Raw genomic sequence first — 15,342 nt, 5'->3', positions numbered from 1 at the left:
TTAATGCTTTAATTTCATATAATATTAACTTCAGTTTCAAGAAGAATATCGAATTTTTCTTTTATGTCGGTTAAAATTCTTTTGGATACATTCAAAATTTCATTTCCAGAGGCATTATCGTAGTTTACCAAAACCAAAGCTTGTTTTTCATGCACTCCTGCATCACCCCAGCGCTTTCCTTTAAAACCAGATTGCTCGATCAACCAGCCTGCCGGAATTTTAATATGCTCTTCATCTATTTTATAAAAAGGAATGTTAGGATATGTTTTTTGAAGCCTGGTAAAATGATTAACATCAACAACTGGGTTTTTAAAAAAACTACCACTGTTTCCGATTTGCGAAGGGTCGGGGAGTTTGCTTTTGCGTATTGCGATCACTGCTTCAGATACATCTTTAATTGTCGGTTTGGAGATTCCCTGATCGATCAAAGCATTTTCTATAGCACCATAGCTTGTGTTAAGAGTATGTTCTTTTTTGGTCAATCTAAAGGTAACTTTTGTAATTATATATTCACCTTTTGCATCGTTTTTAAAAACAGAGTTACGATATCCAAATTTGCAATCTTTATTTAAAAATATATGTTTCTTTCGGGTAGTAATATGAATCGCTTCGCAACTCGTCATTGTATCTTTAAGTTCTACACCATAGGCACCAATATTTTGAATTGGAGCACTGCCAACATACCCGGGAATTAGAGATAAATTTTCTAACCCACCGTAGTTGTTTTTGATACAGTATTGTACAAAATCATGCCAGTTTTCTCCAGCATTTACAGATACAGATACATAATTGTCTGATTCTTCTGTAACTGTAATTCCTTTTATAGCAATATGTAATACTAACATGTCAAGATTTTTTGTTAGTAGCATATTGCTTCCGCCGCTCAAAATGAAAAGAGGGTTTTTGTTGTTTTTTGAAAGCATAGTATCAAGTTCGGATTCTGATGTAATAGCTGCAAATTCTGCGGCAATGACATCAATTCCGAAAGTGTTGTACTTTTTTAAGGATTTATTATATTCAATTTTCACACGTTTAAATTTTAGTAATTATTTGATGATAAATTAATTATAAAATTGAGAACATGTATAATCACTACGCTCTCTCATTAAAAATTTTAAACATTTCCTTTTAGGAAAATATACTTGACATTTTTTAATGTTAGTTTCATCGATCATTATATTTTTCAAGGGCTATTTTTAATATTTCAATTGCCTTTTTAAGATCTCTTCTATTTAGAACATATGCTATTCGTACTTGGTTTTTTCCTTTGTCAGGACCCGAATAAAACCCAGAGGCTGGCGCCACCATAATAGTTTGCTTATCTAAGTCAAATTCATCCAGAAGCCATTGTGCAAAGTGATCAGCATCTTCGATTGGTAATTCTGCAATACAGTAAAAAGCACCTTTAGGAATTCCTACTTTTACTCCTGGGATTTCTTTAAGACCAGCTACCAGGGTATCTCTTCTGGCTTTATATTTTGCAACAGTTTCTGTATAGTATGATTCTGGAGCTTCTAATGCTGCTTCACTAGCAATTTGTGCAAGGGTAGGAGGGCTTAGCCGTGCTTGTGCAAATTTCATAGCAGTTTCCATTACACTTTTGTTTTTACTTATCATACATCCTATACGTGCCCCACACATGCTATATCGTTTAGAGACAGAGTCTACAATAATGGCATGTTCATCAAGACCTTTTTCTTGTAATATCGAGTAATGTTCTGAATCGTCATATACGAATTCTCGATACACCTCATCAGAGATCAAAAATAAGTCATATTTGATAGCAAGTTCTGCTAATTGTTTTATTTCTTCTTTGCTGTAAAGGTAGCCCGTTGGATTACCAGGATTACAAATTAGTATAGCTTTGGTTTTTTTTGTAATTAATTTTTCGAACTCTGCAATAGACGGCAAGGCGAATCCAGTTTCTATTTTAGAAATAACAGGAACTACTTTAATAGTAGATTGCGTCGAAAAACTATAATAATTTGCATAAAAAGGTTCTGGAACTATAATTTCATCACCAGGGTCTGTAATACTACCCATGGTAAAAATTAATGCTTCGCTGCCCCCGGTAGTGATTAAGATATCATCAGAGGACACATTAATATCATGTTTTGCATAATAGCCAGCTAATTTATTTCTAAAACTTTCAAATCCGGCAGAGTGACTATAAGCTAGAATTTCTAATTTATGGTTTCGTACGGCATCCATGGCTTCAATCGGTGTTTTTATATCTGGTTGACCGATATTTAGACGGTAAATATGTTTACCTTCTTTTGTAGCTTTTTCTGCAAAAGGAACTAATTTTCGAATTGGTGATTCGGGCATAGCTCTACCTTTATGCGATATTATTGGCATCTGATCTGATTTAAAAAAATAAAATAGCGGTAAATTTCTTAAATATTTTAAGAAATTGGGGCATACTTGATACTATTTTTTAGCTATTTTTTTATATTTAATGCGATCAAGCTTCTGTGACTTAATTTTTTTCTTTTATGAGAGGTAGACTTTTAATGATACTTTTGCTTTTCAATTTTGTTCTTCATGCGCAAAATGATTTCAGATTACCTTTTAGAAAAAACAACACTAAGGTTAAATTCCAATTAATAAATAACCTTATTGTTATTCCTGTTGTTGTAAATGGCGCTAAACTTTCTTTTATCCTGGATACTGGTATTGGGTCTACAATTGTTTTTAGTGTTGATGATACAATTTCTTTGAAACATAAAAATATTTCAAAGATTCAGCTTAGAGGATTGGGTAATGATGACCCGGTAGAAGCAATACGATCTGTTAATAATGTGATGACGATTGGAGAAGCGTTAAGTATTAATCATACCATTTATCAGGTTTTGGATAAATCTATTAATTTTTCACCTAGAATGGGAACTGTCATACATGGGGTTATTGGCTATGATTTTTTTAAAGATTTTGTCTTTGATATTAATTATACAAAAGAATTTATAAAAGTTTATAGGCCAGAATCTTATGCTTATAAAAAATGTAGAAAGTGCTATCGTGCTAAGCTTGATCTAAGAGATGAAAATAAAAAACCATTTGTAATTGCAAAATATCTATCTGAAGAAAAATTGATTGATGTTAATCTTTTGCTGGATTCGGGTTCTGGATCTTCTCTCTGGTTGTTTGAAGATGTAAAAAAAGGTATTAGAGTAACAAGAAACTCGTTTAGGGATTTTTTGGGTAAAGGGTTTAGCGGAAATGTATACGGCCAAAAAACTAAAATCAAAGAGTTTCATGTTGGTGATTTTATATTGAAAGAAGTAAAAGCTTCTTTTCCAGATTCTATTTATATACAGAGAATGTCTCTCGATGATAGAGAAGGATCGTTGGGAGGTGATATTTTACATAGATTTAACCTTATTATAGATTATTCTCGTCAGAAAATATCTTTTAAAAAGAATAACTTCTATAATAAGCCTTTTTATTACAACATGAGTGGGCTTACTATTCAGCATAGAGGTTATACAGCTGTAAATGATTACAATGTTAGTGGTATAAAAAAAGAAGCTTATGTAGAAAAAAATGAAGCTTATCTGGGAGTAGATAATATGGTAAGTGAACAAAGGTTAGTGGTTTCAAATAATTTTGTACTTAAGCCTAAATATGAGATTTCTAATATTAGACTTGGTTCACCGGCAGATCTTGCAGGTTTAAAAAAAGGAGATGTTATTTTGCAGGTGAATGGGAAAAATGCGTATAGATATAAACTCTCGGATCTTAATAACCTGTTTTCTTCTGAAGAAGGTAAAAAAATTAAGATAAAAATAGAACGATTGGGAGTAGAAATAAAGTGCGAATTCTATCTGAAAAAGATAATCTAATTAAAGAATAACTTATTTGAATTTGTAAATCCTTATTTAGTTTGTAGGTTTTTCAACTATATTTTTTATATTTAGAGTAATGAAGGTATTTCTACTAGATTTTTGTCATTTTCTTAAAAGTAAGATTTTAGTACTATTTCTGATCTTTAATGCCGCTCTTTTTGCTCAAGAAAGCTTCCAGTTGCCTATTGGGAAAAAAAGTGATAAGATTAGATTTGAATTGGCAAATAACCTTATTGTAGTTCCTGTTATTGTAAATGGTGTCGAACTTTCCTTTATTTTAGATACTGGTGTTGGATCAACAATTATTTTTAGTGTAGATAATAAAAGTTCCTTAGAGCTTAAGAATGCTTCGAAAATTTACCTTAGAGGGTTAGGTGACAATAAACCGGTAGAAGCCATAAAATCAATCAATAATGAGGTAAGGATAGGTGATGCGGTTAGCACTAATCATAAGATTTACCTGGTTTTAGATGAATCAATTAACTTTTCTCCCAGAATGGGATTTCCTGTACATGGCATTATAGGTCATGATTTTATTAAAAATTTTGTTTTGGACATTAATTATGCAAAACAGTACATAAAAATGTATAATCCAGGATCGTATACATATAAAAAGTGCAAAAAATGTTATCAAACTAAAATTGATTTTAGAGAAAAAAAGAAAAGACCATTTATTACAGCTCAATATGAATCTGCTAATGGATTGATTGATATTAATCTTTTATTAGATTCGGGGTCTGGCTCTTCGTTATGGTTATTTGAGAATAAAGAAAAAGGAATATATGCTGGTGATAATTCCTTTAGAGATTTTTTGGGTAAAGGTTTTAGCGGAGATATATATGGAGAAAAAACTAAGATTAAAGAACTTCATATTGGTGATTTTAAAATGAAGGAGGTAACAGCTTCATTTCCGGATTCTATATATATACAAGGAATATCTTTAAATAATAGGCAAGGGTCTTTAGGAGGAAATGTCTTAAGAAGATTTAATCTTATTTTAGATTATACTCGCAAGAAAATATCTTTTAAAAAGAATGCCTTTTTTAATAAACCTTTTCATTATAACATGAGCGGGCTTACTATTCAGCATACTGGTTTTACAGCAGTAAGAAATTATAAAGAAGAAGATAGAGTGTATTTAGGGTTAAATAAATTAATAAACCAAAAAACGATTGAGCTCACAAATAACTTTATTCTTCAGCCTAAGTATGAAATTTTAGATGTTAGACCCAATTCGCCAGCCGATCTTGTTGGCCTAAGAAAAGGAGATGTTATTTTACAAGTAAATGGTAGAAATGCATATAGGTATAAACTTTCTGATCTAAATGATATGTTTTATTTTGAAGAGGGAAGGAAAATCAAGATGAAAATAGAGCGATTAGGGATAGAAATAATCTACAATTTCTCTCTTAAAAAAGTAATTTAAAAACAAAAAAAGGATACTCTGGAGTACCCTTTTTTGTTGCTATTTATTGTATAAGTGCTTAGTTTTTCTTTTCTAAAACACTTTTATCAAGTACAGTTCCTTTAATTTTTATAGCCATTGTAGGAGTATCTCCTGCGTTGGATGTTACTGTGATAGTTTTGCGAATTGGTCCCACTCTTTTGGTATCATATTTAACTTCGATAACACCAGATTCTCCTGGGGCAATTGGTTGCTCTGGTTTTTTAGGAATAGTGCATCCACAGCTTGAATATACTCTGGAGATGACTAAAGGAGCATTTCCTGTATTTGTAAATTCAAATTTGCGTACACCGTCACTGCCTTTGGCGATTTCGCCATAATCAACAACTTCGGATTTAAATTTTATTTGTGCTTTATTAGTGTCTTGTGCATTTAAGGTTGTGCCAAGAACACCAATAAATAAAATTATCATTATTTTTTTCATGATGTAGGTTTTTATTAAACGTAAAAGTACTTACTTTTTATTCAACTGCAAAATGAAGCCTAAAAGTAAAAGGTCAAAAGCTAGAGGTGTGAGGTTAGAAATTTTAATATAATGCAGGCTATAAACTATTATATTTTTATAGGTGCATTATTTAATTTCATTACTCGGTTTTTTTTAAATTTTCATATTTCTAACTTCGTACTTCATACTTTAATAAGTACTTTTGCACTTCTAAACTCAAAAATTAGACCAAAGTATGTCTTTAGCAGGAAAATATGATGCAAAATCGGTAGAAGAAAAGTGGTATGCCTACTGGATGGAAAATAACTATTTTCATTCAGAGGTTGATGAAAGAGAAGCGTATACTATTGTCATTCCGCCGCCAAATGTTACTGGTGTTTTGCATATGGGACATATGCTTAACAATACAATTCAGGATGTATTAATCCGTAGAGCCCGTCTAAAGGGGTATAATGCATGCTGGGTACCGGGAACTGATCATGCATCAATAGCAACAGAGGCTAAAGTCGTTGCTAAGTTAAAAGAAGAAGGAGTTGATAAAAACGATCTTACCCGAGAAGAGTTTTTAGAACATGCCTGGGAGTGGACCCATAAACATGGTGGCATTATCCTGGAGCAATTAAAAAAATTAGGAGCATCTTGTGATTGGGAGCGTACTGCTTTTACAATGGATGACAACTTGTCTTCGTCTGTAATTAAGGTTTTTGTAGATCTTTATAATAAAGGATTGATTTATCGTGGCTATAGAATGGTAAATTGGGATCCCCAGGCTAAGACTACTTTATCTGATGAAGAGGTTATTTATGAAGAAAAACAAGGGAATTTATATTACCTGAACTATAAAATAGAAGGAACAGAAGATACACTAACTATTGCAACCACTCGACCAGAGACAATTATGGGAGACACTGCAATATGTATTAATCCAAATGATGATCGATTTACACATCTTAAGGGTAAAAAAGCTATTGTGCCTATCGCTAACCGCATTATACCTATAATCGAAGATGAATATGTGGATATGGAGTTTGGTACAGGGTGTCTTAAAGTGACACCTGCTCATGATCTTAACGATAAGACTTTGGGAGATAGGCATAATCTAGAAGTTATAGATATCTTTAATGATGATGCTACATTGAATTCTTATGGATTGCAGTATGAAGGAAAAGATCGTTTTGTGGTTCGTAAAGAGATTGTAAAGGAACTTGAGCGTATTGGAGTACTTGCAAAAACTGAAACACATCTTAATAAAGTAGGGACTAGTGAGCGTACCAAAGCTGTGATCGAACCAAAATTAAGTGATCAGTGGTTCTTAAAAATGAAAGACCTTGCTCAGCCAGCATTAGATGCTGTTTTAGATAAAGAGGTAAACCTGGTTCCCGAAAAATTTATAAATACCTATCGGTACTGGATGGAAAATGTTAGAGATTGGAACATTTCACGCCAGTTATGGTGGGGGCACCAAATACCGGCATATTTCTATGGGGATGGCAAAGAAGATTTTGTAGTAGCAGAAAGTAGAGAAGAGGCTTTGGTTTTGGCTAAAGAAAAGACAGGAAATACCGAGTTGACCAATGCAGATCTTACTCAGGATCCTGATGCTTTGGATACCTGGTTTTCTTCTTGGTTATGGCCTATGAGTGTTTTTAACGGTATTTTAGAACCAGATAATAAAGAGATCAATTACTATTATCCAACTAATGACCTGGTTACTGCACCAGAAATCTTATTCTTTTGGGTAGCGCGTATGATTATTGCTGGATATGAGTATCGAGGAGAAAAACCTTTTACTAATGTATATCTTACAGGTATTGTAAGGGATAAGCAACGCCGTAAAATGTCTAAATCTTTAGGTAACTCTCCAAATCCTTTGGACTTAATAGATCAATATGGAGCAGATGGTATTAGGGTAGGAATGTTACTAAGTTCTCCTGCAGGGAATGATTTAATGTTTGATGAAGACTTGTGTAAGCAGGGTAGTGCCTTTGTTAATAAAATATTTAATGCCTCTAGACTTATTCTAGGGTGGGAGATTGATGCTACTATAGATCAACCAGAATCTTCTGCTATGGCGATAGCATGGTATACCTCAAAATTTCAGAAAACACTCTTGGAACTCGAAGATAGTTATGCAAAATATCGTATTAGCGATGCTTTGATGACTACGTATAAGTTGGTGTGGGATGATTTCTGTAGTTGGTTATTAGAAATGGTTAAACCTGCATATGGGAGTCCCATTGATGGTAAAACATACCAGGAGGTAATCAAAATTTTAGAAGATAATTTAAAGGTTTTACACCCTTTTGTACCTTTTATTTCTGAAGAAATATGGCAACAGATCACAGATAGAACACCAGAAGAAGCATTGATCATTGCCAGTTGGCCAGAACCACAAGCAGTTGATGAAAATTTGATTGCAGAATTCGAGATTGCGGCAGAAGTAGTTTCTGGAATTAGAACAATACGAAAAGAGAAAAATATAGCGTTTAAAGAAACTATCGAATTATCTGTATTAAATAGTGAAAATAATAGCGCCTCTTTTGATACGGTAATTAGTAAGCTCGGAAACTTGTCGGCATTAAACTATGTAGATGCTAAGGTTGAAGGAGCACTTTCTTTTAGAGTGAAATCTAATGAGTATTTCATTCCGGTTTCTGGAGCGATCAATGTAGAAGAAGAAATTAAGAAATTAACTGATGAACTATCGTATACAGAAGGTTTCTTGAAATCTGTTCAGAAAAAATTACAAAATGAACGTTTTGTAAATAATGCACCAGACCAGGTTATTGCTAACGAAAAGAAGAAACAAGCTGATGCCGAAGCTAAAATTGCTACTATAAAGTCAAGCCTTAAGAGTTTGAGCAATTAGATGTAATTAGGTAGTATAATAATTAATAAAAAGGCCTTGATTTATATAAATCAAGGCCTTTTTATTAATCGGTTATATATTTATTTACCAATTCGATATATTTTTCTTTGGCTTCTTTTGGGGTAAGATTTTTTGCTTGAAAAAATGCATTTAGTTTAAATGCATTTCTAAGTTCGCTATCCCCTGAAGGAGTGAAAAAACCTTCTGTATGCGTTGCTCTTTTGTAATATGCATAGAAATGAAGCATAACATCGGGTGGCAATTGTATTTTAGTATTGCAGGCACGCTTATATGCGTTATCGAAGGCAATATTTAATTCTTCTTCGGTCATGATTAAAGATTGGCAATAACACTTTCTCCTCCTTTTACTTTTTGGTTTAAAGTAACACTTACTTCGGTTCCTATAGGCAAATATACGTCTACTCTGGATCCAAATTTAATGAAACCACTATCAGAGCCCTGAGTTACCTTTTCTCCTTCTTTAGCATAATTTACAATTCTTTTTGCAAGAGCTCCTGCTATTTGTCGATAAAGTACTTCTATGCTATTGTTTTTTACAACAACGGTAGTTCTTTCATTTTCTTCAGAGGCTTTTGGATGCCAAGCTACAAGGTATTTACCAGGATGATATTTGCTAAAAGTAACTTTTCCGTTTATAGGGTGTCTTGTTACATGAACATTTACCGGAGACATAAAAATTGATACCTGTAAACGATTATCTTTAAAATGTTCTTTTTCGTATACTTCTTCGATAACTACTACTTTTCCATCAACGGGTGCCACCACAGTACTATCACTAACTGTTGTGTTTCTTTTAGGGTTTCTGAAAAACTGTAAAATCAAAATCAGAAATACTAATGTGACCGAAAATATAGCAATTTGCCATTCGTCTACCTGAATAGCTACGTAAGAGGCCAAATTAATGCCTAGAAATAATACAAGTGCTACTGATATTATTTTATATCCTTCTTTATGAAACATGCTTTAATATTTGTAAAAATGCATATAAAAATGGGCTGGCAAATATAACACTATCTAATCTGTCATATATGCCACCATGGCCTGGCATTATAGTACCACTGTCTTTAACTCCAGCCTGTCTTTTGAACTTAGATTGGATTAAATCTCCCAGCGTTCCAAAAATACTCATAATTATGCTTATAATCAACCAAATGTTTATTGATAAAGTGTCAGAGAATATGGCCATTAAATATCCTGCTAGTATAGAGAAAATAAACCCTCCAATGAATCCTTCAATAGTCTTTTTTGGAGATATTCGTTCTAATAGTTTGCGCTTACCAAAGTTTTTCCCAACCAAATATGCAAAAGTATCATTAACCCAAGTGATTAAAAATGCTCCTGCAATAATAGAAGGTTGATATTCTCCTGTATAATACGGCACAAGAGTTAAAAACACAATAGATGTGATTAGATAAAAAATACTGGTACGATATTTTCGTTTCTCGAACATTGGGATAATACGAATCGTAACTAAATCTTTTACTAAAAACAATTCTGTAATAATAGTAAGGGCCAAAATAGGAAGTACTAGATAAAAATAAAGTTTATCCTGAAATATGTTTAACACCGCTAAGAGGATAATGAATATTACATACAATCTTTTATTTCTAAGATGGACTAGTTTTTGAAATTCATATATCGTGATTACTCCAAAAACCAAAAATATCCCAATAAAAGTATATCTATTGATACATATTGATAATAGTAAAATAGAGACATATAAAAGCCCCGATAAAGATCTTGTAAGCAGTTCCTTCATATTATAAATCTTCCAGCAGCAGCAAATATAAATTTTTTGAACTATTTCCATAGCTTAAGAAATCCTTTTCTTTTTGCGGTTCAAAATCTTTAATTGTAGTAATGTTAGAAGGAATAGAATTTTTGTTTTTATTTTTTATGCCTTTCAATCCTTCGCCGATATTTTTAACTAGCTGACTGGTAGCTGCTAAAATCACAAAATTGTCAGGAAGTTCGGTGAGTTTTTTCTCTCTAAGTTGGTTTGAAGACACTAATATAGATCCGTTATCTGCAATTAAATATTCACAAGTAGCAAAAAAGAAAGAGGCAGAAAAGTTTTTAACATAATTTAGATTGAAATCAGAGAATTTATGTTCCAAAGCAATATCAAAACAACATACATCTTTCTCATACCAATCATTTTCCAAAAGAATCTTATCAAAAGAATCAGAAACTTCATTTTCATCATCACAATAAAGAAACTTACCACCGTTTCTTTTGAAATTTATCATAAAGCTTTCATCAATCGGTAAATCGATTTCTGGCATATATTTACTGCGATCATCTAAGTGACGTTCCTTGCTCTTCTGGTCTGATTTAGATTTTGAGGAAAATATTCTTCTAAATAGACTCATTTTTTAGATTAAGATTGGGAAATTACGGTTTTACATTACCTCCAAAGATAAAAAAAATCTTAACCTAATATTCCGTTAGGTTAAGATTTTTCAATTTACAAGTAAAAATAATATCTTTAAGAAGGTTCTTTAATGATTTCTTCTTCTTTTTTGCCGAATGGTCTTTCGCCAAAAATTTTCTCTAAGTTATCTTTAAAAATTACTTCTTTTTCTAATAAGACTTCAGCTAATTCTGTTAGTTTGTCTTTATTCTTTTCTAATAATTTAATTGCACGTTGATACTGCTCTTCAATTATATTCGAAATTTCTTTATCAATAAGCTCACTGGTTTGTTCACTATATGGTTTTGTGAAATTATATTCACTTTGTCCCGAAGAATCGTAATAGGTAAGGTTTCCTACTTTCTCATTTAATCCATATACTGTAACCATAGCTCTTGCTTGCTTAGTTACTTTTTCTAAGTCACTTAGAGCACCTGTAGAAATTTCATTAAATATAACTTTTTCTGCAGCACGACCTCCTAAAGCAGCACACATTTCATCAAGCATTTGATTTGGTCGTACAATTAGCCTTTCTTCTGGTAAATACCAAGCAGCACCTAAAGATTGCCCTCTGGGTACAATAGTAACTTTTACCAGTGGAGCAGCATGTTCTAACATCCAACTTACAGTTGCATGACCTGCTTCATGAAAAGCGATAGCTCGTTTTTCATCAGGGGTAATAATTTTATTCTTTTTCTCTAATCCTCCAACAATTCTATCTACTGCGTCAAGAAAATCTTGTTTCCCTACTGCTTTATTTCCTTTTCTTGCAGCAATCAAAGCAGCTTCGTTACATACATTTGCAATATCAGCACCAGAGAATCCTGGAGTTTGTTTTGCCATGAATTCGGTATCTAATTCATTTTCAACTTTCTTTAACGGCTTTAAATGAACATCAAATATCTCTTTACGCTCACGAATATCCGGGAGATCTACATATATCTGGCGATCAAAACGACCAGCACGTAGTAATGCTTTATCAAGTACATCTGCGCGGTTGGTAGCTGCAATAACAATTACATTAGTGTTTGTGCCAAAACCGTCCATTTCTGTAAGTAGCTGATTTAGTGTGTTTTCTCTTTCGTCATTAGATCCCGAAAAATTACTTTTACCTCTGGCTCTACCTACAGCATCAATTTCATCAATAAAAATAATAGCAGGAGATTTCTCTTTTGCTTGTTTAAATAGATCCCGAACACGAGAAGCTCCAACACCCACAAACATTTCTACAAAATCTGATCCAGATAAAGAAAAGAATGGCACTTTTGCTTCACCAGCTACTGCTTTTGCTAATAAAGTTTTACCGGTTCCAGGAGGTCCTACTAGTAAAGCTCCTTTAGGAATTTTACCTCCTAAAGAGGTGTATTTTTCTGGATTTTTTAGAAAATCTACAATTTCTTGTACTTCTTCTTTGGCACCTTCTAATCCAGCTACATTTTCAAAAGAAACTTTAACTTCAGTATTTTGATCAAAAAGCTTAGCCTTAGATTTTCCGATATTAAATATTTGCCCTCCGGCACCGCCACCAGAACCACCACTCATTCTTCGCATGATGAATATCCATACTCCGATTATTAGTGCGAATGGTAAGAGAGTAATAAAAATTTCTCCCCAGACATTACTTTCGGTATCGTAATTTACCTGGGTTGATAATCCATTCTCTTTTTTTATTGTAGCAATTTTATTTTCAAAATTCTGTAAGTCACCAAATTCAAATTGATAGTCAGGATCATTTGGACTTGCTGGTAATAAAGATTTGCTTTTGTTTTTTTGATGTTTATCTAATGATTTAGCTTCACCGGTAAGAAATACCTTAGCATTTCGGCGATTTACAATCACTACTTTTTCTACTTCTCCGTTACTTAAAAACTCCTGAAATTCAGAAGGAGAAGTAGTGGGAGCAGATCCTAATCCACTTCCACCCATAAAATTCAATACTAAAAAACCAATGATAATAATTGCATAAATCCAATATGCACTAAACTTTGGTTTTTTATTCGGTTCTGTTTTTTTATTTTCTTTCGCCATTTACGGTTTTCTTTTAATAATTTGTTTCGATAACTGTAGTTTTTGCATCCCCCCAAAGTCCTTCTATGTCATAGAATTCTCTGATGTGTTTTTGGAAAACATGCACAACAACATTAACATAATCAATTAATACCCATTCTGCATTTTCACTACCTTCTATATGCCAAGGTTTGTCTTTGAGTTCTTTACTTACCGTTTTTTGGATAGAGCTTACAATTGCATTTACTTGCGTATTAGAAGTTCCGTTGCAGATTACAAAGTAGTTACATACTGTATTTTCGATATCTCTGAGATCTAAAATATTAATATCTTTACCTTTTACTTCTTCAATACCTTTTAATATTTGAGTAATTAATTGATCGTTACCGATTTCTTTTTTAGTCATGCATTTTTTTAATTTGTGTAAAGTTATTACTTTTTATGATTTTAATGTCTGTATTAGTCGGACATTTGTAAAACTTTTACACCATATACATGCATATAATCAAAGTTGATGCCATTGACTCGACAAATACTTTTCTAAGAGATCTGAATCGCGAAAAGCATTTTACTGCTCCAGTTTGTGTAATAGCAAGAAAGCAACTGTCGGGTAAGGGGCAGATGGGTACAACTTGGCAAAGCAATCCAGGAGAAAACCTCACGTGTAGTGTGTTTATGCCTGTTGAGGGGTTACCACTAATGGATCAGTTTTATGTTTCTATAGCTACATCGTTGGCTGTTTATGATACTTTAAAGCGCCTTGTAGTTCCTAAATTATCTATAAAATGGCCTAACGACATTCTGTCAGATAAACAGAAATTGTGTGGTATTTTGATAGAAAATGTGGTAAAGAATGGCAGTATGATTGGAGCTATTATCGGGATTGGAATTAATATCAATCAGACAGAGTTTAATAACCTACCACAAGCTGGGTCTTTAAAACAAGTTTTAGGTCATAATTTAAACATTGAAGAAATTTTACAATCCTTATTGATTCAATTAGAAAAACGATTTTCTGAGTTGTGCGTTTCTAGTTTTGTAAAACTTAAAAAAGAATACGAAGCAGTACTTTTTAGAAAAAACAAACCCTCAACATTTTTAGATGCAGAGGGTGAATCTTTTGTTGGGATTATCCAAACTATTACCAACGAAGGCAAACTTCAAGTTTTAATAGAAGACGAAATTATCTCTGATTTTGATCTCAAAGAAATTAAACTACTTTACTAATTATAGTTTACCAATATTTTCAATTAGTGTATTGATGAAATTCTGAATGGGATTTTTGATCATCATTGACATCATAGTATTAAACTGACCATCAAAAGTAAGTTTTGCTGTGCTTTTTCCATCTCCAGAGTCAACAATATCAGCAGTTAATGTAAAAGGAAGCTTGTCACTTGCTGCTCCAAGAACTACTTGGCTTGGACTCGTATTTTCTTTTTGATCTAATACTAATTCTGGCATTCCTTTTAATTGAAAAAGAAATCTGGAATCGTTTATTTTTTCAAATTTTTGCTTGCTTTCTGGCATAAGTTGCTCAAAGTTTTCAACCTTAGTCAAAAAATCGAATACATCTTCTGCCGTTTTATTTACAGTAACAGTAGGGCTTTCTAAGTTCATAATGTTATCAAATTGTTATATGTTCCACTCGGCAGGATTTGTTTTCCAGCTTTGTAATGTTTGTTGTTGTTCTTTTGTAATATATTCAGTATCAACTGCCTGTTCCAAAAGGTTCTCATAATTACTTAACGTGTGCAAAGACAATGCCGCTTCTTTAAAATTCTGTATCGCAATATCAAAGCCATAATTAAATATAGCTACCATTCCTTTTACATTAGCATCAGCTTCTTTTAGTGCTTTTACAGCATTAAGACTACTTTTTCCTGTGCTAATTAAATCTTCGACAACCACAACATTTTTATGGGTTGGAACGATACCTTCAATTTGGTTTTTTCTACCGTGCTTCTTTGCTTCGGGGCGTACATAAATAAAAGGAAGATCTAATTGTTCTGCAACGAGAATCCCTATACCAATAGCACCAGTAGCAACTCCAGCAATTACATCGGGTTTACCATACTCTTTTTCTATAAACTCAGCAAGATGCTTACTTAGGAAATTTCGAATTTCTGGATAAGAAAGTGTAATTCGATTATCACAATAGATAGGAGATTTCCATCCAGATGCCCAAGTAAATGGTTCTTGCGGTTTTAATTTAATTGCATTAATTTGCAGTAGTAGTTCAGCAGTTTTTTTTGCTGTATCTTTATCAAAAATCAT

Annotated in this window: 15 protein-coding genes; 4 read left to right on the top strand and 11 right to left on the bottom strand. The window is 32.7% G+C overall.

Features of this window, described 5'->3' with window-relative positions:
- Positions 1-14: 14 nt before the first annotated feature.
- Complete coding sequence (murB, locus tag Z054_RS0114460) at positions 15-1,028, bottom strand: UDP-N-acetylmuramate dehydrogenase (RefSeq protein WP_024770771.1); 1,014 nt, start codon at positions 1,026-1,028, stop codon at positions 15-17.
- Between the two features lie 136 nt (positions 1,029-1,164).
- A complete protein-coding gene (locus tag Z054_RS0114455; RefSeq protein WP_024770770.1) occupies positions 1,165-2,358 on the bottom strand; it encodes a pyridoxal phosphate-dependent aminotransferase in 1,194 nt (397 codons plus the stop codon).
- 137 nt (positions 2,359-2,495) lie between these two features.
- On the opposite strand from Z054_RS0114455, the gene Z054_RS0114450 reads away from it, so the two are divergent.
- Positions 2,496-3,842, top strand: coding sequence for an aspartyl protease family protein (locus tag Z054_RS0114450; protein WP_084050370.1), 1,347 nt, complete (start codon positions 2,496-2,498; stop codon positions 3,840-3,842).
- A gap of 79 nt (positions 3,843-3,921) precedes the next feature.
- Entirely contained in the window at positions 3,922-5,271 is a 1,350-nt protein-coding gene (locus tag Z054_RS0114445) for an aspartyl protease family protein (protein WP_024770768.1), read from the top strand.
- Between the two features lie 58 nt (positions 5,272-5,329).
- Here Z054_RS0114445 and Z054_RS28580 read toward each other — a convergent pair whose 3' ends face one another.
- Positions 5,330-5,734, bottom strand: a complete 405-nt coding sequence (locus Z054_RS28580) for a DUF1573 domain-containing protein (RefSeq protein ID WP_035092068.1) — start codon at positions 5,732-5,734, stop codon at positions 5,330-5,332.
- A 256-nt stretch (positions 5,735-5,990) separates the two neighbouring features.
- On the opposite strand from Z054_RS28580, the gene Z054_RS0114435 reads away from it, so the two are divergent.
- Positions 5,991-8,624, top strand: coding sequence for a valine--tRNA ligase (locus Z054_RS0114435; protein WP_024770767.1), 2,634 nt, complete (start codon positions 5,991-5,993; stop codon positions 8,622-8,624).
- 64 nt (positions 8,625-8,688) lie between these two features.
- Here the strand turns inward: Z054_RS0114435 and Z054_RS0114430 are convergent, their stop codons facing one another.
- The 6 genes from Z054_RS0114430 to rsfS form a co-directional block, all read right to left on the bottom strand.
- Complete coding sequence (locus tag Z054_RS0114430; protein ID WP_024770766.1) at positions 8,689-8,955, bottom strand: acyl-CoA-binding protein; 267 nt, start codon at positions 8,953-8,955, stop codon at positions 8,689-8,691.
- Between the two features lie 2 nt (positions 8,956-8,957).
- Positions 8,958-9,605: a phosphatidylserine decarboxylase family protein gene (locus tag Z054_RS0114425; RefSeq protein WP_024770765.1), complete on the bottom strand. Its 648-nt coding sequence runs from the start codon at positions 9,603-9,605 to the stop codon at positions 8,958-8,960.
- The gene (locus Z054_RS0114420) at positions 9,595-10,404 is read right to left on the bottom strand and encodes a phosphatidate cytidylyltransferase (RefSeq protein WP_024770764.1); all 810 of its coding nucleotides are present in this window, start codon (positions 10,402-10,404) and stop codon (positions 9,595-9,597) included. Before Z054_RS0114420 ends, Z054_RS0114425 begins: the two co-directional genes overlap by 11 nt.
- 1 nt (position 10,405) lies before the next feature.
- Positions 10,406-11,017: an LUD domain-containing protein gene (locus tag Z054_RS0114415; RefSeq protein WP_024770763.1), complete on the bottom strand. Its 612-nt coding sequence runs from the start codon at positions 11,015-11,017 to the stop codon at positions 10,406-10,408.
- Positions 11,018-11,133: 116 nt separating this feature from the next.
- Positions 11,134-13,086, bottom strand: coding sequence for an ATP-dependent zinc metalloprotease FtsH (ftsH, locus tag Z054_RS0114410; RefSeq protein ID WP_024770762.1), 1,953 nt, complete (start codon positions 13,084-13,086; stop codon positions 11,134-11,136).
- A 13-nt stretch (positions 13,087-13,099) separates the two neighbouring features.
- Entirely contained in the window at positions 13,100-13,471 is a 372-nt protein-coding gene (gene rsfS, locus Z054_RS0114405; protein ID WP_024770761.1) for a ribosome silencing factor, read from the bottom strand.
- An 89-nt stretch (positions 13,472-13,560) separates the two neighbouring features.
- Between rsfS and Z054_RS0114400 the strand changes: the two genes are divergently transcribed.
- Positions 13,561-14,292, top strand: coding sequence for a biotin--[acetyl-CoA-carboxylase] ligase (locus Z054_RS0114400; protein WP_024770760.1), 732 nt, complete (start codon positions 13,561-13,563; stop codon positions 14,290-14,292).
- Here Z054_RS0114400 and Z054_RS0114395 read toward each other — a convergent pair whose 3' ends face one another.
- Together Z054_RS0114395 and pyrE are read right to left on the bottom strand one after the other, a co-directional pair.
- The gene (locus tag Z054_RS0114395; protein ID WP_024770759.1) at positions 14,293-14,685 is read right to left on the bottom strand and encodes an SRPBCC family protein; all 393 of its coding nucleotides are present in this window, start codon (positions 14,683-14,685) and stop codon (positions 14,293-14,295) included. It lies immediately after the preceding gene.
- A 15-nt stretch (positions 14,686-14,700) separates the two neighbouring features.
- Positions 14,701-15,342 (bottom strand): orotate phosphoribosyltransferase, encoded by a 642-nt coding sequence (pyrE, locus tag Z054_RS0114390; RefSeq protein ID WP_024770758.1) that lies wholly within the window; start codon positions 15,340-15,342, stop codon positions 14,701-14,703.

Source organism: Aquimarina macrocephali JAMB N27, from assembly GCF_000520995.1.
GTDB lineage: Bacteria > Bacteroidota > Bacteroidia > Flavobacteriales > Flavobacteriaceae > Aquimarina > Aquimarina macrocephali.
The sequence above is the reverse complement of the archived record's forward strand: the minus strand, read 5'-3'. Positions and strand labels throughout refer to the sequence as shown.